Source organism: Streptomyces paromomycinus, assembly GCF_003865155.1.
Classification (GTDB): Bacteria; Actinomycetota; Actinomycetes; order Streptomycetales; family Streptomycetaceae; genus Streptomyces; species Streptomyces chrestomyceticus.
The window spans coordinates 358,828-377,982 of record NZ_BHZD01000001.1; the positions used below are offsets into that span (position 1 = coordinate 358,828).

General features: G+C 70.1%; 14 protein-coding genes and 1 pseudogene. 12 read left to right on the forward strand and 3 right to left on the reverse strand.

Annotated elements, in window-relative coordinates; genetic code table 11:
- Nucleotides 1–235: 235 nt before the first annotated feature.
- From OEIGOIKO_RS01350 to OEIGOIKO_RS01360, 3 genes and pseudogenes are all read left to right on the forward strand, one after another.
- Nucleotides 236–743, forward strand: a pseudogene (locus tag OEIGOIKO_RS01350) (transposase); the annotation flags it as partial.
- A gap of 72 nt (nucleotides 744–815) precedes the next feature.
- Nucleotides 816–1,232 (forward strand): nuclear transport factor 2 family protein, encoded by a 417-nt coding sequence (locus OEIGOIKO_RS01355; protein ID WP_125051022.1) that lies wholly within the window; start codon nucleotides 816–818, stop codon nucleotides 1,230–1,232.
- A 540-nt stretch (nucleotides 1,233–1,772) separates the two neighbouring features.
- Nucleotides 1,773–2,084 (forward strand): DUF6506 family protein, encoded by a 312-nt coding sequence (locus OEIGOIKO_RS01360; protein ID WP_050509968.1) that lies wholly within the window; start codon nucleotides 1,773–1,775, stop codon nucleotides 2,082–2,084.
- Between the two features lie 82 nt (nucleotides 2,085–2,166).
- On the opposite strand, the gene OEIGOIKO_RS01365 is transcribed toward OEIGOIKO_RS01360, so the two are convergent.
- The gene (locus OEIGOIKO_RS01365; protein WP_371858870.1) at nucleotides 2,167–3,528 is read right to left on the reverse strand and encodes an MFS transporter; all 1,362 of its coding nucleotides are present in this window, start codon (nucleotides 3,526–3,528) and stop codon (nucleotides 2,167–2,169) included.
- Nucleotides 3,529–3,627: 99 nt separating this feature from the next.
- Between OEIGOIKO_RS01365 and OEIGOIKO_RS01370 the strand changes: the two genes are divergently transcribed.
- From OEIGOIKO_RS01370 to OEIGOIKO_RS01390, 5 genes are all read left to right on the forward strand, one after another.
- Nucleotides 3,628–4,080: a winged helix-turn-helix transcriptional regulator gene (locus OEIGOIKO_RS01370; protein ID WP_125051024.1), complete on the forward strand. Its 453-nt coding sequence runs from the start codon at nucleotides 3,628–3,630 to the stop codon at nucleotides 4,078–4,080.
- Between the two features lie 438 nt (nucleotides 4,081–4,518).
- Nucleotides 4,519–6,225: an FG-GAP-like repeat-containing protein gene (locus OEIGOIKO_RS42455; protein WP_246177110.1), complete on the forward strand. Its 1,707-nt coding sequence runs from the start codon at nucleotides 4,519–4,521 to the stop codon at nucleotides 6,223–6,225.
- Between the two features lie 104 nt (nucleotides 6,226–6,329).
- Entirely contained in the window at nucleotides 6,330–7,880 is a 1,551-nt protein-coding gene (locus tag OEIGOIKO_RS01380) for an FG-GAP-like repeat-containing protein (protein WP_125051026.1), read from the forward strand.
- Nucleotides 7,881–8,023: 143 nt separating this feature from the next.
- Complete coding sequence (locus OEIGOIKO_RS01385) at nucleotides 8,024–8,473, forward strand: NUDIX hydrolase (protein ID WP_125051028.1); 450 nt, start codon at nucleotides 8,024–8,026, stop codon at nucleotides 8,471–8,473.
- Nucleotides 8,474–8,747: 274 nt separating this feature from the next.
- Nucleotides 8,748–9,653: an LLM class flavin-dependent oxidoreductase gene (locus OEIGOIKO_RS01390; RefSeq protein ID WP_125058375.1), complete on the forward strand. Its 906-nt coding sequence runs from the start codon at nucleotides 8,748–8,750 to the stop codon at nucleotides 9,651–9,653.
- An 80-nt stretch (nucleotides 9,654–9,733) separates the two neighbouring features.
- On the opposite strand, the gene car is transcribed toward OEIGOIKO_RS01390, so the two are convergent.
- On the reverse strand, nucleotides 9,734–13,330 hold the full coding sequence (car, locus tag OEIGOIKO_RS01395) for a carboxylic acid reductase (RefSeq protein ID WP_125051030.1): 3,597 nt from the start codon (nucleotides 13,328–13,330) through the stop codon (nucleotides 9,734–9,736).
- A gap of 222 nt (nucleotides 13,331–13,552) precedes the next feature.
- The gene (locus OEIGOIKO_RS01400; RefSeq protein WP_125051032.1) at nucleotides 13,553–14,944 is read right to left on the reverse strand and encodes an MFS transporter; all 1,392 of its coding nucleotides are present in this window, start codon (nucleotides 14,942–14,944) and stop codon (nucleotides 13,553–13,555) included.
- Between the two features lie 286 nt (nucleotides 14,945–15,230).
- On the opposite strand from OEIGOIKO_RS01400, the gene OEIGOIKO_RS01405 reads away from it, so the two are divergent.
- The 4 genes from OEIGOIKO_RS01405 to OEIGOIKO_RS01420 are packed head-to-tail and all read left to right on the forward strand — an operon-like array spanning nucleotide 15,231 to nucleotide 19,154.
- Nucleotides 15,231–16,829, forward strand: coding sequence for a 2-isopropylmalate synthase (locus tag OEIGOIKO_RS01405; protein ID WP_125051034.1), 1,599 nt, complete (start codon nucleotides 15,231–15,233; stop codon nucleotides 16,827–16,829).
- A 53-nt stretch (nucleotides 16,830–16,882) separates the two neighbouring features.
- Nucleotides 16,883–17,329: a MaoC family dehydratase gene (locus tag OEIGOIKO_RS01410; protein WP_241268955.1), complete on the forward strand. Its 447-nt coding sequence runs from the start codon at nucleotides 16,883–16,885 to the stop codon at nucleotides 17,327–17,329.
- A complete protein-coding gene (locus OEIGOIKO_RS01415; protein WP_125051036.1) occupies nucleotides 17,326–18,273 on the forward strand; it encodes an isopenicillin N synthase family dioxygenase in 948 nt (315 codons plus the stop codon). The genes OEIGOIKO_RS01410 and OEIGOIKO_RS01415 overlap by 4 nt, the downstream gene beginning before the upstream one ends.
- Nucleotides 18,270–19,154, forward strand: coding sequence for an HpcH/HpaI aldolase/citrate lyase family protein (locus OEIGOIKO_RS01420; protein WP_125051038.1), 885 nt, complete (start codon nucleotides 18,270–18,272; stop codon nucleotides 19,152–19,154). Before OEIGOIKO_RS01415 ends, OEIGOIKO_RS01420 begins: the two co-directional genes overlap by 4 nt.
- The last annotated feature ends 1 nt before the right edge of the window (nucleotide 19,155 follow it).

Sequence of the window (19,155 nt, forward strand, 5' to 3'; positions counted from 1 at the left end):
ACCTGGTCTTCCATTCCTGGGCCCCGGCGACCGACGCCGATACCGGTACCGGTGATGAGTGCCGCTGCGCCCAGGACGGCCGCCACGGCCGTGACCCTGATCCGAGTACTCCACCGCATACGCGGTTCCCTTCGTGCCTGACGTGCCTGACGTGCCTGACGCGCCGACGCCGAACCCATCTCGCACGCGGTCACCCGTCAGAACGATCCGCTACTACTCCGACATCGGTCCGCTGCCGCAGGGTGACCGCAGTCCCGACGGACATCACGGTGACCGGGAGGTCCTGGCCGCGATCATCTTCGTGGCCGCCTCGGGGTGCACATGGAACCAGCTCCCGCCAGGTTTCGGGCCCTCGGGAGTGACAGCGTTCCGCCGCTCGGCGTCTCTGCGGCCAACCTCCACGACAGCCAGGCCCTTATCCCGCTGGTCCGTGGTGTCCCGCCCACCCGCTCCCGCCGTGGCCCGAGACGCCGCAGGCCGGCCAAGCTCCGCGGTGACAAAGGCCACGACTATTCCCACCTGCGTGTTGGCTCTCCCTGCGACAGATCGGCCACCGCATCGCCCGCGGAGGAACCGAGTCCTCCCAGCGCCTGGGCCGTCACCGTTGGGTCGTGAAACGAACGGTGTCCTGGCTGTCGGGGTGCCGACGTCTCCACCGCCGCTACGAACGCGGCCCTGAGCACTTTCTCGCCTTCACGGCCATCGCATCGACCCTCATATGCCACCGCTCCATCACGAGTTGACATAGCGTCCAGGGAGGTGCGGCGGGCCGCACCTCCTGATCCTGCTCGTGTTCGCTGACGTACGATTCCTGGATGAGTGATGCCCGTGCAGAGATCCAGGACCTCAACAGCCGCTACGCGATCGCCTTCGACTCCGGGCAGCTCGATGAGTCCGTCGGCTGCTGGGTCGAGGACGGCGTTTTGGACGAGACCGAAACCGGCTTCGGACTGTTCGAAGGCCGCGAGGCGATCCGCGCCTTCTTCCGCGACACGCTCATGGCGAACTCCACGCACGTCGTCCACATGATGTTCAACCACCTGATCACCAGCATCGAGGGCGACCACGGTGAAGGCCGGGTCAACTGCCTCGTGGAGATTGTGAAGACCGACGGCAGTCACGCCCGCGCCCACGTCACGTACAACGATCGCTACATCCGGGCCGAAGGCGAGTGGAAGTTCGCCAGTCGCGTCATCACCTCGGCCTTCCCACACGCGGTACTCACGGGCTGACGCGCGGGCAGTCGCTGCGGACCTCCTCGGCATCCCGGGGCAGTCCGTGACGCCGGGGCGGCGTTGATCACGACACGCTCGTACGTCCGCTCCCTCTCCCTGCCCCGGTGGTCCCGCGGGTGTCAGTCGGTTCCAGGTGTGCCCCGAGGTGGCCACGAAGATGGTCGTGGCCACCACCTCGCGGTCCCCTGCTGCGGCTGGCCGCCGCCCTGCGGGCGTTCCAGGGCCGGTGGGGCCACCCGCCGGCGCAACTCCCACGGGCCAACCGGCGTCATCCACTCGACAAACGAGGCAGTCACCGTGCCAGGCTGGCGCAAGATCACACCAAACAAAATGGCGTCTTGGCGCACAAGCAGGCCTGGCCGAAGCGTGATTGCCCGTCATTCCGCACAGCGTACCGACGCGTCTGCGGGACGGCGTTGAGTCGTCCATGCCGCCTCATGGCAGACTGCCCCCGACCGGAGCGGCCGACGAGGCCGTGGCAGAGTCGGCCCCGGGTCCCCGGGGACCCGGGGCCCCGCAGCTCAAGGAGCGAGGAACATGGCACTCGACGCATTCGGCTTCCTCTTCACTGGACGCGGGCTCGACCCCGACCGGGACCGGTCCGTGATCGAACGTGACGGGTTCCGCGCCGTCATGGTCGGCATGGCGGACCCGTCCCAGGCACCCGAGGTGGCGGCGGCTCTGGTGGACGAGGGTATCCAGCTCATCGAACTGTGCGGCGGCTTCGGCCCCGTGTGGACCGCCAAGGTCATCGAGGCCACCAAGTCCCGTGTTCCGGTCGGGTCGGTGGGATACGGCCCCGAGTCGATCGACGGCATGGCGGCGCTCTTCCCGCCGCAGGCGGACTGACCGGCTCTTCGACTTCCGACGCCGCGTTCAGGTCCGCCCGGATCAGCACAGGTCAGTGCAGATCAGCGCAGATCAGTGCAGATCAGCGCAGTCGGCGGAGGTCACTGTGTCGGGTACACACCCACAGTACGAGCCCGAGGCTGCTGAACGCGGCGCCCAGCGCGCAGACGGCACCCCAGCCGGCCACCGTGTAGAGCGACGTCGCGGCGATGGCGCCGGTGGCACTGCCGACCGAGTAGAAGACCATGTATCCGCCGATCAGCCGACTGCCCGCGTCCGGGTGCAGCGCGTGGATCAGGGTTTGATTGGTGACGTGGACCGCCTGCACGGCAAGGTCGAGAAGGATCACGCCGACGGCCAGGGCCCAGAGCGAGCTGCGGGTGAAGGCCAACGGCAGCCAGGAGGCGGCGAGCAGTGCCAAGGCGATTCCGGTGGTCCGCCGGGACAGTCCGCGGTCGTTCAGGCGGCCCGCCACCGTCGCGGCCAGGGCGCCGACGACGCCGATCAGGCCCAGCGCTCCGATCGCGCTGTGGGGCAGATAGTACGGGGCCTCGCTGAGTGGCAGCGCGACGCTGCTCCACAAGGTGCTGAAGGCAGCGAAGACCAGCAGACCGAACAGGGCCCGGAGCCGCAGGAGCCGTTCCCGTACGAAGAGGGTGACCGTAGAGCGCAGGAGTTGTCCGTAGCGCAGGGTGGTCGGCGAAACGCTGGTGGGGCGCGGCAGCACCCGGTGCAGGATCAGGGCGAGGAGTGCGGTGAACGACGCCGAGGCGAGGTAGACGGAGCGCCAGCCCGCGAGGTCGGCCATCAGGCCGGAGGCGGAGCGGGCGAGCAGTATTCCGATGACCACGCCGCTGGTGACCAGGCCGACGACCCGTCCGCGTGCGGCGGGAGGGGCCAGTGACGCGGCGAAGGCGACCAACGTCTGCGTGACGACCGCGAGAAGCCCGGTGGCGGCCATGCCCACGAGCAGGACCGTCGCCGTGCGGGCGGCGGCGACGACGGTCAGCGCGAGCACCAGGAGCAGTAACTGGGCCACGACGAGCCGTCTGCGGTCGGCCATGTCGCCCAGCGGCACCAGGAAGAAGAGCCCGAGCCCGTACCCGATGTGCGTGAGGGTGACCACGCTGCCGACGAACGCCGGGCTCATGCCGAGGTCGTGCCCGATCGTCACCAGGAGCGGCTGGGAGAAGTAGACGTTGGCCACGGCGGCCGCGCAGGCGACGGCGAACAGGACGATGACGCCACGGGGCAGGGCGGACGCGGGACTTTCGTCGTTCCCGGCCGCGGCCTCGGCTCCGCCGCCTGTCCCTCTCCCTACCCCTCTCCCCGCCCTTACCTCTACCCCTACCCCTACCTCCACCTCTGCCCCTACCTCTGCCGCGACTTCGGCCGCTGCCTCGGTTTGTCGCGTCACAGCCTCACCGTTACCGGGCATCGGCACCCCTCCGACCATCATCTGGTTTCATCTTGCTACCACCAACGACGGAGACCGTAGCCGCCTTGGTAGCATGTTGCAACCACTTAGAGAGCGAGGGGCACCATGGTGACCAGGACACGCTTCGACGACAGTGAATGCCCCGTCGCCCGGTCGGTGGACGCGATCGGCGACTGGTGGTCACTGCTGATCGTGCGGGACGCCTTCGACGGGAGCCGGCGCTTCGGGGAGTTCCAGCGCAGCCTCGGCGCGGCGAAGAACATCCTCACCGCGCGTCTGCGCACCCTGGTCGCGGGTGGAATCCTCGAATCCGTCCCCGCTTCGGACGGCAGCGCCTACCGCGAGTACGTACTGACTCCGAAGGGCGAGGCTCTCTTCCCCGTCATCGTGGCGCTGCGACAGTGGGGCGAACAGCACTTCTTCGCCCCCGGCGAAGCACACTCACAACTGGTCGACCGCCGGCAGGGAAAATATCTCCGCACCTTGGAAGTGCTGTCTGCGGACGGGCGACGACTGGGCCCTGACGACACCACCGTCCACAAGGTCTCCGGTCACTGAACCGCCCCGAGGGCCGGGAGCCCGGAAGGCCTACAGGCCCACAGACCCACCGGCCCACCGGCCCACCGGCCCACCGGCCCACCGGCCCACCGGCCCACAACCGACGCGTCGCACGAAGACATCACAAAGTCGCTGGGACCTCGGCGGGCAAAGGACTCATCGTCCGGAGCCGACGGACCGACTGCCGTAGCGGCCTCCACGCCCGCAGTCACGGCCGGCCCACGGAGTCAGACACGGATCCGGACGCATACATGGCGATAGGATCCCGAATCAGCACTCAGTTCACCCAGTGTCGGGAAAGTCAGCCTTTGCCCGTGAGCATGGCGCGGTGCCGCGCCCGGCGGTGAATTCCTATGGCGCGAAGGGGACCGCGAAGAGGCCATGAACAGACTTCTCTCACGCATACCGAGACCGGCCGCCCGGACACTCGTCGCAGGCATGAGCGCTGCCGTTCTGCCCATCACCTTCGCCCCCTTGGCCGCGGCAGCTCCAGCAACCGGCCCGGCAGCCCCCACCGGGCCCACTCAGCCCGAAATACGGGTCGTGTCATGGAACATCTGCGGCGAAGCAGGCGGCCGGCGCGGCGAGGCCGGGTACTGCCCGCACCGCAACGAGCCGGAGCAGAAGGCCGCGCAGATCAAGAAGCTCGTCGACGAGCGCCAGGCCAACGTGGTGATGCTGCAGGAGGTGTGCGGCGTCGCCGCGGACAGCCACCTGGAGTTGCTGCGCGCCCAGTTGGGCGATGGCTGGGACGTACGGCATGCCTCCGGGGCCCGGCCCGACGGGCGCACCGACTGCCGTGGAGCACTCTCGGGTGATCTGGGGGTAGCCCTGGCGGTCAAGGGAACCATCACCGCAAGCTCTTCGGCCAACATGCTGCCCGCGGACCCGTCGGGCCAGGACAGGCAGACACTCCCGGTCCTGTGCGCGTCCGTCCAGGGCTGGACGACCAGGGTGTGCACCACGCACATCGCGGTCGGCGAATCCGAGCGCGTCGCCCAGCAGATCAAGAACGTCAAGGCGTATCTCGGTACGGCGGCGAACACCGGCTTCATCCTCGGCGGGGACTTCAACCGCAACGCGGGCGCGGACCACATGAAGCCGCTGACCGATTCCTTCGAACGCTGCATCGACGGCTTCACGTACCACGGTTGGGACCGCGCGACGCAGCGGCATTCACTCCACAAGCTGGATCACTTCTTCGCCGACCGGACTCCCGGCAGCAGCCGGTTCGCGGCCTGCGCCGTCGACACGTCCCGGATGGACCGGTCGGAGAACGAACCCACCAGCGGCCCGCCCACCGGCTACTCCGACCACGCGCCGATCTTCGCCCGGCTGCCTGGGGCCCCCGTACCCGTCCCCGGTGACATGAGCGGCGACGGCAAGCCGGACCTCGTGGCGGTGGACGACACGGGCAAGCTGCGGCTCTACCCCGGGCTGGGCGACGGCCGGGTCACCGGCGGCCACCGCGTCATCGGCACGGGAGGCTGGTCCGGCGCCTCCGTCACCCACCGCGGTGACTTCACCGGTGACGGCCGCGAGGACCTGCTCGCGCGCATCGGCACCGGCCTGTGGCTCTACCCCAACACCGGCGACGGCTCGCTCGGTGACCGCGTCCGCATCGGCCGCGACTGGCCCGCCGACGCGCAGATCGTCGCCGCCGGTGATGTCACCGGTGACGGCCACCCCGACCTCGTGGCGCGTTACGAGGACAAGCTGTGGCTGTACGCGGGTGATCCGGCGGACCGGCCGCAGCTCAAGCCCAGAGTTCAGATCGGCGACGACGGCTGGGCACCGATGACGCTGTCCGCGGCCGGCGACGCCACCGGCGACGGGCACCCCGATCTGTTCGTCCGGGACACCCGCGACGACAAGCTGTGGCTCTACCGGGGCCGTTCCGACAACACCTTCGGCGACCGCACCCTGTACGGGACGCGTGGCTGGGGCACCCGCAATCGTCCGCTGGTCACCGGGGCCGCGGACGCGAACGGTGACGGCGTGGCGGACCTGTGGGCCACGACGGCGGACGGCAGCGGCACGCTGCTGTACTACAAGGGCGGCACCAACTCCGCGGGGGACCCGGCGGACGGCGAGGCCGGCGTCATCGGCCCTACGGGCTGGAAGCGGATCCAGGCCATCAGCTGAGGCCGGCCAGCCGGTTCCCGGCATGCCGCCGCCCCGGAGACCATTCCGCCCCCGCACCAAGCACATCCGAACCGAACTGAACCGACCTGAACCGAAAGAACGTGATGTCTCCCAGACGCTCCCCTCGCGCCGGTCTCACCACCGGAATATCCACTGCCGCCCTGGCCGCGGTCCTGCTGACCGCGGGGCCCGCCGTCGCGGTCGTGGGCCCGGCCGCCCAGGACGGCTCCTACCCTTCCACCGTGAAGCTGGACATCGGCGACGGCAAGCGCAGTTGCACGGCCACGCTCGTCGACGAACTGTGGCTGGTCACCGCCGCCAGTTGTTTCACCGCCGACCCTGCCCAGTACGCACAGCTCACGGCGGGGGCGCCGGAGTTGAAGACCACCGCGACCGTGGGGCGCACCGACCTCTCCCGGACGGACGGCGGCACGGTCACGACGGTCGAACAGCTCGTCCCGCGCGGCGACCGTGACCTGGTCATGGCCCGGCTCGCGAAGCCGGTCACCGGCGTCGCGCCGGCCGGCGTCCCGGCCAGGAAGCTGTCGCAGAACGAGGACGTCTCCGTCAGCGGTTTCGGCCGTACCAAGGACGAATGGGTGCCCGACCGCCTGCACTACGGGCACTTCACCGCGCGCGGCGTGGCGGGCACCACCATCGACCTCGCCGGCAAGGACGGCGCGGCGGCCGTCTGCGAGGGTGACGCCGGTGCCCCCGTATGGCGCGCGAGCGGCGACCGGTACGAACTCGTCGGGATCAACAACCGTTCGTGGTTCAAGGGCTGCTTCGGGCATGAGGACGAGACCCGCGACGGTGCCGTCGCGTCCCGTGCGGACGACATCGCCGACTGGATCCAGACGGTGCGGCTGACCACGAAGGTCCCGGACGTCAGCAACGTCATCGCGTCCGCCGACTTCGACGGCGACGGCCGCACCGACATCGCCGCCGTCCTGAACGACGGAAACCTGCACGCCTTCTACACCAAGCCGGACGGCACACTGCGGTACGGCCGCGAACTGTGGGCCCACGACGGCACCTGGAAGAACTACACGCAGATCATCGGGGGTGACTTCAACGGCGACGGCAAGGCCGACCTGATCGCCCTCCGCGGCGACGGGCAGCTCTTCCTGCACACCGGCTCCGGCGACGGCCTCCTCAACCCGCGCATCCCGCTGTGGCACGACACCTCCTGGGGCACGATGAAGCAGATCGTGCGCTTCCGCTCCGACGCCTCCGGCCGCGACGGCCTGGCCGCCGTGTGGGGCGACGGCTCGCTGCACGCCTACACCACCAACCCCGACGGCACCCTCGTCAACGCCAAGCGCGACCTGTGGCCCGACAAGACCTGGGACGGCATGAAGCGCCTGGCCTCCGGCGACTTCAACGGTGACGGCCGGGACGACATCGCCGCGATCTCCTACGACGGCGCGCTCCGCCTCTACGCCGGCAACGCCCAGGGCACCGTCACCCGTGCCGCCGACCTCTGGCACGACAAGACGTGGGGCTACATGCGCTCCGTCCTCGGCGGCGACTTCAACGGCGACGGCAAGACCGACATCGCCGCCCACCGCGCCAACGGCGACCTGCGCCTCTACACCGGCAACGGCAAGGACCCCCTGACCAGCGGCCCCCTCATGTGGTCGGCCACCTCCTGACCGGCCCTCCCCCGGCCCTACGGCCAGCGGCCCGCACGGTGACGCGTAGCGTCCATCGTGCGGGCCGCTGGCTCGTTCCTGGGCCGGTGGCAGGCTGCTACATTCCGCTGGGCAGCCCCACACACCGCAGGACGGGGACCGTCATGACATACACGTCGCCGCTGTGGCCCGTTTCCGTGAAAGGTGTCGCGTTCGACGCGCGTGGTCGGGTGCTGTTGCTGCGCAATGAGCGCGACGAGTGGGAGTTGCCCGGAGGGCGTCTGGAGATTGGCTGTGCCGGCGGGGCGCAGGTGCCGGACCTCAGCCCGGAGGCCGCGTTGGAGCGCGAGGTCCGGGAAGAGACGGGCTGGGACGTCGAGGTGGGGCCGCTTCTTGACGGTGGTGTCTGGATCTACCAGCCCCTTCCCGGGTGCCGTGTGCTGATCGTGACGTATGGCTGCACCGTGCTGACTCCCGAACGGCCGCCCGTCGTCAGTCACGAGCACGAGCGGCTGGGCCTGTTCTCCGTGGGCGAGGTGCCGAGGCTGACCATGCCGGACGGGTACAAGCGGGCCGTCGCCGCCTGGTACGGCCGGGGCAGACGGCTTGCCTGACGTGCAGGCCGACGGAGTTGATCCGCGGGGGCGCCGGGTACCGGCTCCCACGTGTCGCATTGGCCGTATTCGAGGGTGCGGTCTAGAGGTCTCCTGACTGCGCGCCGGGGTGGCTGATCAGTACTGTCGGGTCCGGGCCTGGGGCAGTGGTGGGCGGGCGGGGGCTGCCTGGTGGGTGGCGCCGCTGTGGCCGGCCGGTGCGGCCTGGGCCGGAGGGCTTCGTCCGCCGGGGGATGCCGGGGGCAAAGCGGCACCGATGAATCTGGAGTCAGTTGTGCGCATCAGCGTCTGTATCCTGCCCGACCGTCCTTTCCGGGAGGCGGCCGCGACCTGGAGGCACGCCGAGGAGCTGGGCTTTCACGCCGCCTACAGTTACGACCACATCACCTGGGCGGGGTTGCCGGACAGTGCCTGGTACGGCGCGATGCCGACGTTGGCGGCCGCTGCCGGAGTCACCTCGCGGATCAGGCTCGGTACGTTGGTGACGTCGCCGAACTACCGGCATCCGGTGCCGCTCGCGCACGACGTCATCACGCTGGACGCCATCAGTGAGGGCCGGTTCGTGCTCGGGTTCGGTGCGGGTTCGCCCGATGCCGATGCCTGTGTGCTCGGCCAGGGTGAGCGGGGCAAGGGCTGGTCGGTGCAGGAGCGCGGGGGCCGTTACCGCGAGTCGGTGGAGTTGCTGGACCGGCTGCTGACGGGGACGCCCGACGGGCGCAAGCACACCACCTACCTCGGCCGCTATTACGAGGCGGTCGACGCGCGGCTGGAGCCGGGGTGCGTACAGCGGCCCCGGGTGCCTTTCGCGCTGGCGGCGAACGGTCCGCTGGGGATGCGGACCGTCGCGCGCCACGGTGCGTCGTGGGTCGTCACCGACCAGGGGGACGTGCCGCGGCAGGAGCGGACCGCGTCCTGGACGTGGTCGGTGCTGGCCCGTCGGATGGAGCAGCTCGACGCGGCGTGCGAGCGCGAGGGGCGTGATCCGAAGACCTTGGGGCGGACGCTGCTGACCGGGTTCTCGCTGCTGCCGACCATGGAGTCGGCGCAGGCTTTCGAGGATGTCGCGGGCCGGTGTGCGGAGTTGGGCTTCACCGAAATCGTGGTGCATTACCCGCGTGAGTCCGGGTTCTTCGCCACCGGGCGAGAGGTGATCGAGGAGATCGCACCTGCGCGCGGCTGAGAATGTCTGCTTCGGCGCTGTTCGGCCCCGTCCGCAGTTGGCTGTGGGCGGGGCCGAACAGGTGCGCCAGGTTCCACGGTTCAGAGAAGGTCGTGCAGCTTCAGGTCGGCCACGCACTTGGTGATGAATTCGGGTGAGAGCGACGGTACGGCTCCCCGGCCCACGCCCAGTCGGGCGACCGCCGCGGTGAACCGTGCGGCCGGTACCGCCGAGCCAGGTCGCGACTCCCCCGGCCGGGCGTACGCCTGCATCAACGGGAGCAGCGACAGGCGCCGTTGGTGGTCGGGCAGGCCGCGCAGGGCCGCCTCGGTGCGCTGGTGCCACTGGTGGTGGTCGTCGAAGCGGGTGATCGGGTGCCCCTCGGCGATCAGCCAGTCCACGAACTCGTCCAGGGAGATGCCGTCGTCGTGGGTGTTGACCGTGTTGTAGGTGACGTGGTCGTGTGCGTTGTCGGCGGTGAGGGAGGTGATCGCGGCGGCGGTGAAGTCGACCGGCAGGCCGCTGTAGTGCGCCCGTCCGCGGCGGCCGTCCGGGCCGAGCCGGTAGAAGGAGTACGGCGCCATGCCGGTGGTGATGACGCTGAGGAGCAGCCGGGTGAAGCGGTCGGTCAGGTTCAGCTGGCCGGGCAGGTGGCTGTGGGCCAGGATCATGTCCGGCCGCAGGACGGTGACCGGCAGGCCCGTCGCCTCGTGTGCCTGGCGCAGCAGGACTTCGCCGGCCCACTTGCTGGTGGCGTAGCCGTTCGCGTCGGAGTCGTCCAGTCGCCGGACGGGACACGCCGTGCGGACGTCGGCGGTCTCGTCGAGGAAGGAGCCGTCGGGCAGCATCGCGGCGGCCACCGTCGAGACGTAGGCGAACCGTTTGACGCGGCGGGTGAGCGCCAGCTCGATCAGCTGCGCCGTGGCGGTGACGTTGGGGGTGAACAGCCGGTGGTACGGCAGGACGTGGTTGACCAGCGCGGCGGCGTGCACGATCTGGTCGGTCTCGTCGGCCAGTGTCTGCCAGGCCGGCTCCGCCAGTCCCAGTCGCGGCGCCGACACGTCAGCGGCCAGGACCGTCAGGTGCTGTACGGCGACGTCGTCGAACCAGTCGGGCTGGTCGGCCGCCGCGGCGCGCAGGCATTCCCGTACGCGCTGGTGTGCGGCGGCGTCGTCGGCGGCCCGGACGAGGCAGGTCAGCCGCCCGCCCGTCGCGACGACGCGCCGCAGCCATTCGACAGCCAGGAAGCGTCCCAGGTAACCGGTCGCTCCGGTGAGCAGGACGTTGTGGGCGGGGCCCGGGGCGGGGAGGGTGGGGGTGGTGCTGTCGAGCGGTGCCTGGGCCGGTGGCCGGGTCAGGAGCCGTTCGTCCATGAAGTGGTCGAGTGTCAGGTCGCGGGCCGCGACCTCGCGGGCGTCGCGGCCGTGCACCGAGGCGAAGGTGGGGCGGGGGTCCTGGGTGAGGCGCGCCGGGCCGAGGTGGTCGGCGATGCGGGCCAGTGTCGAGGAGGGCTGGAGGATGAGCTGGATGGGCACCTCGACGTCGGCTATCTGTTCGAGGACGGTCGAGAAGGTGTGGGCCGACAGGGAGTCACCGCCCAGGTCGGTGAAGGCGGTCTCGGCCCGGATCAGCGAGGACGGGCAGCCGAGGGTGATCTGGGCGGCGGTGAGCACCGCCTGGAGGGGTGTGACCTGTGCGCCGGCCGCTCTGAGTGTCGCTACCTGGCCTGCCCGGCCGGTCGCGATGTCCGCGTACAGTTGCTCCAGCCGGGGCCCGTAGTGCTCCTTGAGGGCGGGGCGCAGGTGTTTGCCGGCTCCCGACAGCAGGCCGTTGGCGACGGTGAACGGCTCCCGTTCGACGATGACGTCGTGCGGGATCTCCCAGGCGTGCAGCCCCGCGCCGTGCGCGAGTTCGCGCATCGAGTCCAGGACGCGGCCGCGTACGGTGGCCTCGTCGGCCTGGTGCAGACGCTTCGCGTCGGGGACCACCACGGCCAGCAGGAACGCCTGTTCGCTGCTGCCGTACACGTAGATCTGCGCGATGTCCGGGCTGGTGGCGTAGAGCGCTTCCAGTGCGGCGACGGTGACGAACTCGCCCTGCGAGAGCTTGACGACGTTGTTGATGCGGTCGACGTAGACCAGGCGGCCGGGCGCGGTCTCGGCGAAGACGTCGCCGGTGCGGTAGTAGCCGTCCTCGTCGAAGGCACGGGCGGTGACCTCGGGCTGTTTGTAGTACCCGGGGAACAGCCCGATCGACTTGACCCGCAGCTCGCCGCGGGGGTGCGGCTTGTCGGTGGTGAAGTATCCCAGTTCGGGTACGTCGGCCAGCCGGTAGTCGGTCACCGGCGGGCGGCGCAGCTGCTGGTCCACGACGATGGCCCGGGTCGTCTCCGTCGATCCGTAGCAGTCGACGATCGGTGTGCCGAGGAGGGCTGCGGTGAAGGTGTGCATCGCCTCGGACAGCGGGGCGCTGCCGCACAGTGCGGTGACGATGCGGCCGCCGAGCATGCCGTCACGGACCTGGACGGACGCGGCTGCCTCCGCCTCGGGGCGCGGGACGCCGGTCCGGCCGATGCGGTCGGCTTCGAGCAGATGGCGCTGGTGCACCATGTCGCAGATTCTCGGTACCAGGCTCAGCGCCGTGGGCCGGGCCAGGCGGATGTCGTCGAACAGGGTCGACATGTCGCCGCGGGCGGTGAAGTAGCCGGTGCCGCCGCAGGCGAGGCCGTTGATCAGCCAGGCGCGGCCGTTGACGTGGCTCATCGGCATGTAGTGCACCACGAACACCGGATTGCCGCCGGCGCCGCCGGCGTTGAGGCCGCCGCGCGCGTTGTGCCACATCCTCGTGAGCATGGCGGCGGTGTAGATCGCGCCCTTGGGCGTGCCGGTGCTTCCGGAGGTGTAGATCAGGCTGACCAGCCGGTCCGGGTCGTTGTCCTCGTACGGCTGCGCGGGCGGCAGCTGAGCGCCCCGGTCCAGGTCGTCCTGGAGCAGTGCCACTTCGGCCCGGCCGCTCAGCGCGGCACCGGCCGCCTGGAAGGCTTCCCGGTGGTCGTCCACGCGCGGGTCGCAGTCGAAGACCACCAGCCGCTCGATGGAGTCGCAGGCCAGGACCGCGTCGACGGCGGCCTCGATCGAGCCGATGTCTGCGGCGAGGAGGCGGGGCAGCGTCTCGGCGAGAACCGGTGCCAGTCGTACGGCGGGCGCGCCGGTGGGCAGCGGCACCGACACCGCTCCCAGGTGCATGCAGGCCAGGTCGATGGTGGTGTAGTCCAGGCCGGTGAAGCCCAGGGTGGCGACGAAGTCTCCGGGGCGCAGGGCGCCGGCACCTGACACGTCGGTGCCGCTGATGCCTGAGGCGTTGCGGGTGCCTGAGGCGTTGCCGTCGGTCCAGGCTGTCGCGAGCCGGCCGACCCGCTGCCACAGTCCGGCGTAGGACACCGTCTCGAAGGCGGGCAGCAGTTCGCGGGTACGGCGGCCGGTGGCCGGGTCACGGACGAGGTGTTCGGCCCGGCGGGCGAGCGCCGGGCGGTCCGCGTATCCGTGCATGGCGGCGCCGATGGCGCCGGTGAGGCTGTCGTGTCGGCTGATGGCGTCGGCGACGTCAGGGTCGGGGGCGGCCCGGGCGAACTGGGGGTCGTTCGCGTACAGCGCCGCGATCCTGGACGCGACGTCGTGGTCTGCCTGAGGCTCCGGCATGAGTACTCCGATGTGGGAAGAGTGCGCAGAAGCGGGAGAGCGGAGGAACGGGACAAGTGGCGGAGGAACGGGGAAGCGGAAGCGGAACGGGGGTGGTTGAGGAGCGGGACGCGACGAAGCGCTGCCTGGCGGCAGGGGCCCGTCAGGCAGCGCCGGGAGCCGCAGCCCGGCCGCCGCACCCGTCAACCGATGCCGGCAGGCGCAGACCGGCCGCCGCCTCCGTCACCCGGTCTCGGCGGGCAGCGCCCGGCCGCCGACAACCGCCGCCAGTGCCATCAGTACGTAGACGGCGACCAGCGCGACCGCCGGGGCGGTGATACTGGTCGCGGCCGGGAGGCCGGCGAGCAGGGCGACGCCGATCAGGGAACCGGTGGAGCGGCCCGCCGACATCAGGCCGGAGGCGATGGCCGAGTGGTGCGCCGGCGCCGCCGCCATGGTCAGGGTGATCTGCGGGACGGTCATCAGACCGAAGCCCAGGCCGATGAAGACCAGTCCGGCGCACGTGCCGAGGGGGGCGTGGCTGCCGATGACGGCCAGCAGTACGCCGCCGAGCAGGGACAGGGCGATTCCGGCGCCCAGTACCGTCCGGGGGCCGAGCTTGGTGCCGAAGCGTCCGGCGAGCAGGGGCATGAAGGTGATGGGCAGGGCGGAGGCCAGGAAGCACAGCCCCACGGTCACCGGGTCGTAGCCGCGCGCCTGCTGGAGGAAGACGCTCAGGGTGAACATCAGCCCGTTGTAGCCGACGAAGAGCAGCAGGCCGACCGTCACGTAGCCGCGGAAGCCCGGGGCCCGGAACAGCTCTCCGGGGATCATGGGGTGGGCGTAACTGCGCTGCCGGGCGACGAAGACGGCGAAGGCGATCAGGGCGATCACCGCGGCCGCCACCGGCAGCGGCCGGGTCCAGCCCAGGTCCTGGCCTTCGGCGAGCGCCAGTGCCAGGCCGCCGAGGAAGACGACGGACAGCAGCTGGCCCGGGATGTCCTGCGGCTCCCTGTGCGCGGGCTGTTCGTGCCGGGGCATGTGCCGTGCCGAGAGCCACAGGACGGTCAGAGCGATGGGCACGTTGATCAGGAAGATGCTGCGCCAGCCCACCGACTCCACCAGGGCGCCGCCGAGGGTGGGCCCGAAGGCGACCGGGCTGCCTGCGACCATCGACCAGATGGAGACCGCTTTGGCGCGTTGGCCGGGGTCGCGGTAGGTGTCGGTGAGCATCACCAAGGTGGCGGGCATGACCAGTACCGCGCCCAGTCCTTGCGCGGCCCGCATGGCGACGAGTACGGCGCCGTCGGGGGCCAGACCGCACAGCGCCGACGTCACCCCGAACAGCACGACGCCGAGCCGGAACATGGGCACCGCGCCGTACCGTTTCACCGCGGCGGAGCCGGCCAGCATCAGGCCGGCGATGACGACCACGTAGGACGTGACGACGAACTGCATCGTCGGCAGGCTCGCGCGAAGGCTCTCCCGGATCGCCGGGATGGCGACGTGCACGATGCTGGTGTCGATGACGATCATGCCGTGTGCCAGGCAGGCCAGCGTCAGGACGCGGCCGGGCCGCAGGGTCGCCCCGCCCCCGTCCGACGTGCGGTGGTCGAGACTGGTGGATTCGGCCATGGCCTGCCATTTCACATGAGGGCGGAGAATTGTTTCCGGGCAATACAGCGGAATTCTAGTGCCGAAACGCGCAGCGTCAACAGGTAAGTGCGCCGGGCCGCCCGGGTGTCCGAATTATCCGATTCCAGGGTCAGGTATAGAGGACGGTCTACTTCCCTGCAGGTCCTGACGCTCCGTAGTCTTCGGGGCGCTGAGAAACGCGATAGAGCGCAGCCTGGAAGTGCGAGGGGGATTACCATTGACTTTTTCCCGAGAGTCTTGGGAAACATTGCAACGCCCGTCGTCCATGCCGTTCCACCGTTATGCGCGGGACGCTGCGGCTCCCACTTCAGGCTGGTCACGGCGGTGGCCGGACGGTACGCTCGATCGTAGCCCGATCTGGGCCTCGGTTGATCTGCGCGACGGCAACCAGGCACTGGCCGATCCCATGGACACCCGCCGCAAGCAGCGGATGTTCGATCTGCTGGTGGCCACCGGTTTCAAGGACATAGAAATCGGCTATCCAGCGGCCAGTGCGCACGACTTCGATTTCGTACGGAAACTGGTCGTCAAGGAAGGAATTCCGGACGATGTGACGGTGTCGGTTTTCACGCCGGCCCGTGCCGATCTCATCGAGCGGACCTTCGAGGCGATTCGCGGAGCCGAACGCGCCGTGGTGCATTTGTGTCACGCGACGGCGTGCCTGTGGCGCGAGGTCGTGTTCGGCATGTCGGCGCGTGAGGTGGTGGGCATGGCCGTCGAGGGTGCCCAGCACCTGGTGCGGCTGGCGGAGCGCGAGCCCGGCAGCGACATCCGCTTCGAGTACTCGCCGGAGACCTTCAACCTGACCGAGCCGGAGCTCGCGCTGGAGATCGCCAACCGGGTCGCGGAGGTCGTCGGCGCCACGGCCGAGCGGCCGCTGACGCTGAACCTGCCGACGACCGTGGAGACCCACTCGCCGCACGTCTTCGCCGACCAGGTGGAGTGGATGCACCGCAACCTGGACCGGCGCGAGGCCATCGTCCTGTCCGTGCACCCGCACAACGACCGGGGCACCGCCGTCGCGTCGGCGGAGCTGGCCCTGCTCGCCGGCGCCGACCGGGTCGAGGGCACCTTGTTCGGCAACGGTGAACGCACCGGCAACGTCTGCCTGGTGACACTGGCGCTCAACATGTTCAGCAGCGGCGTCGACCCCCAGCTGGACCTGTCCGACATCGACACCGTCCGCGAGATCGTCGAGGACTGCAACCGGCTGCCGGTGCACCCCCGCCACCCGTACGCCGGTGACCTGGTGTACACCGCCTTCTCCGGCACGCACCAGGACGCCATCGCCAAGGGCCTGGCGGCGCTGGCCGACCGGGCCGAACGCGAGGGCAAGGACGTCGGTGAGCTGCCCTGGCAGGTTCCGTACCTGCCCATCGACCCGAAGGACGTGGGCCGCGACTACCAGGCGATCATCCGGGTCAACGGCCAGTCCGGCAAAGGCGGCATCAACTACGTGCTCAAGGCCGGCTGGGGCGTCGACCTGCCGGTGGAGCTACGGCGGGACTTCGCGGCAGTGGTCCAGGCGTCCGCCGACGCCCTGGGGCGGGAGCTGGAGCCGCCGGAGATCTGGCAGTTGCTGCGGGAGACCTACGGCCTCGACGACTCCCCGGCGCTGCCCGCCGGTACCGACGAGCACGAGGTCCTCGGGCAGCTCGGTGCCGAACACGGCGTGACGTTCACCCGGGTGCACTTCACGGGCACGCCCGCGGCGACCGGCGCGCCGGCGACCTGCCTGGTGGCACTGGAGGCGGGCGGCCGGACGCTCTGGGGACTCGGCCAGGCGGCCACCACCACCGACGCGGCACACCGATCGGCCCGTTCCGCCCTGCGCAGGGCGGGCCTGCACGAAGGAGCACGGTGAAGAACAACTCTTTTCTCGCGGTCAGTCCCGGTATCTACCGGGAGGACAGCGGCATGGTCTACGAGGACTACGTCCCCGGCGAGGTCGTCGAGCACCGTCCGGGCCGCACCATCACCATGACCGACAACGTGTGGAGCTCACTGCTCTGCCTGAACCAGCATCCGCTGCACATCGACGCGGTCTACGCCGAGCAGACGCCGTTCGGCAAGATCGTCGTCTCCAGCCTGGTCACCTTCGGAATCGTCAACGGGATGACCGTCTCCACCATCAGCGCCAAGTGCGTCGCCAACCTCGGCTGGGACAAGGTGCGCCTGACCGCCCCGGTGTTCGTGGGCGACACGCTGTACGCGCAGACCCGCATCGTCTCCCGCCGGGAGTCCGAGACGCGGCCCGAGCAGGGCATCGTGACCGTCCACACCACCGGCCGCAATCAGGACGACGTGCCGGTCATCGAATTCGAGCGGACGATTCTCGTCCCCAAGCAGGGAGCAGAGCAATGATTCCGGTCATCGACCTGGAGCCGGGCCGCCCCGACCTGGAACGCAAGATCGCCGAGGAGATCTCCGAGGCGTGCCGGAACACCGGCTTCTTCGTCGTGCGCGGACACGGCATCGCCTCCGAGGTCTTCGACGACGCCTACGCCGCCTCGCTCCGGTTCTTCGCCCTCACGCCGGAGACCAAGGACGCGTTCGCGATGCGCACCTCCAACGCGCGGGGCGAGAGCGACTACAGCCCGTACGGGTACAGCGCCCTGCTGTCCGAGAACGCCTTCGCCTACACCGGCAAGCCGGGCATGCCCTCGGACTACGTCGAGAAGTTCAGCGTCGGACGGCTGATCCTGCACGACGACGAGGAGCTGCCCTTCCCGGCGGACGAACTGGGGGCGCGGCTGCGCGCGGCGCTGAAGCGGTACTTCGCCGCCTGCGAGACGGTGGCGGGCCAGATCGCCGAACTGCTGGCGCTGGCCCTGGACCTGCCCCGGGACTTCTTCGCCACCCGCACGGACACCTCCAACGACTCGCTGCGCTCGCACCTGTACCCCGGTGTCGATCCGCAGTTCCTCAACGACCAGGGCATGGGGCAGCACACCGACGGCACGCTGATCACGCTGCTCACCCAGGACGGCCCTGGCCTGCAGTTGCAGGACCGTTCCGGGCGCTGGCTGGACATCGACGTGCAGGAGCGCGACAGCTTCATCGTCAACATCGGTGACCTGATGGCCCGCTGGTCGAACGACGAGTACGTCTCGACGCCGCACCGGGTGCGCCTCGCCGACCGGCAGCGCCAGTCCATCGTCTTCTTCAAGCTGGCGAACGACGACACCGTCATCGAGTGCTTCCCCAAGTTCGCCGCCGACCGCCCCGCGAAGTACGCACCGATCCGCTACGAGGACTTCTCGCTGCAGAAGATGAACCTGCTGTTCGGGAGGGAAGAGGCGCGATGAAAGCCTACGCGAGCCTGCTCTACACCCCGGCGCTGCTGCTGGCGTCGGTCGCCCGGCCGGGCAAGGTCAAGGCCGACATGCTGGTCCTGGACCTGGAGGACTCCACCCACCCGGCCAGGAAGGCCGAGGCCCGCGCCCTGCTCGCGCAGGCGGACCTCACCGGGGCCGGCCTGCCCGCCCTGGGCCTGCGGGTGAACACCATCGCCACGCCCGACGGTCTGAAGGACCTTCAGGCGCTGATCGAGATGGACGCCACGATCGGCGGTGTCCCCCTCGACGTGATCTTCATCCCCAAGATCTCCGGCCCCGGCGACGTGGCGGTCTACCGGTCGCTGCTGTCGCACACCTCCAGGCCGCCGCAGATCTGCAGCTTCATCGAGACCGTCGACTCGGTCGAGAACGCCGCGGACATCGCCGCGGTCAGCGACGGTCTGTGCTTCGGCCAGGCCGACCTGACGGCCGAGCTGTACGCCGAGAACGCGTTCTACCTCGATCACGCGCGGGCCCGGCTGTGCGCCGCGGCGGCCAAGTACCGGGTGCCCGCCATCGACACCAACTCCTTCGAGCTGCACGACCTCGACGTGGTCGCGGCACAGTGCCGGGCGGCCCGGGACGCCGGGTTCACCGGCAAGGCGGCCATCCACCCGCGTCAGGTGGAGGTCATCGCCGAGACGTTCACCGTCGGTCCCGAGGAGATCGCCGACTACCGCAGCGTGGTCGAGGACTACCACTCCACGCCGTACGGCTTCGCGGTTGAGGAAGGCCGGGTGCTCGCCCCGCCGTTCGTGCTGCGGGCCCAGCGCATGCTCCAGCTCCACGCGCCCGAAGCCGCGGCAGCGGCCGCGGCCGCCGTCGTCCACGCCACCACCCCCGCCGAGTAAC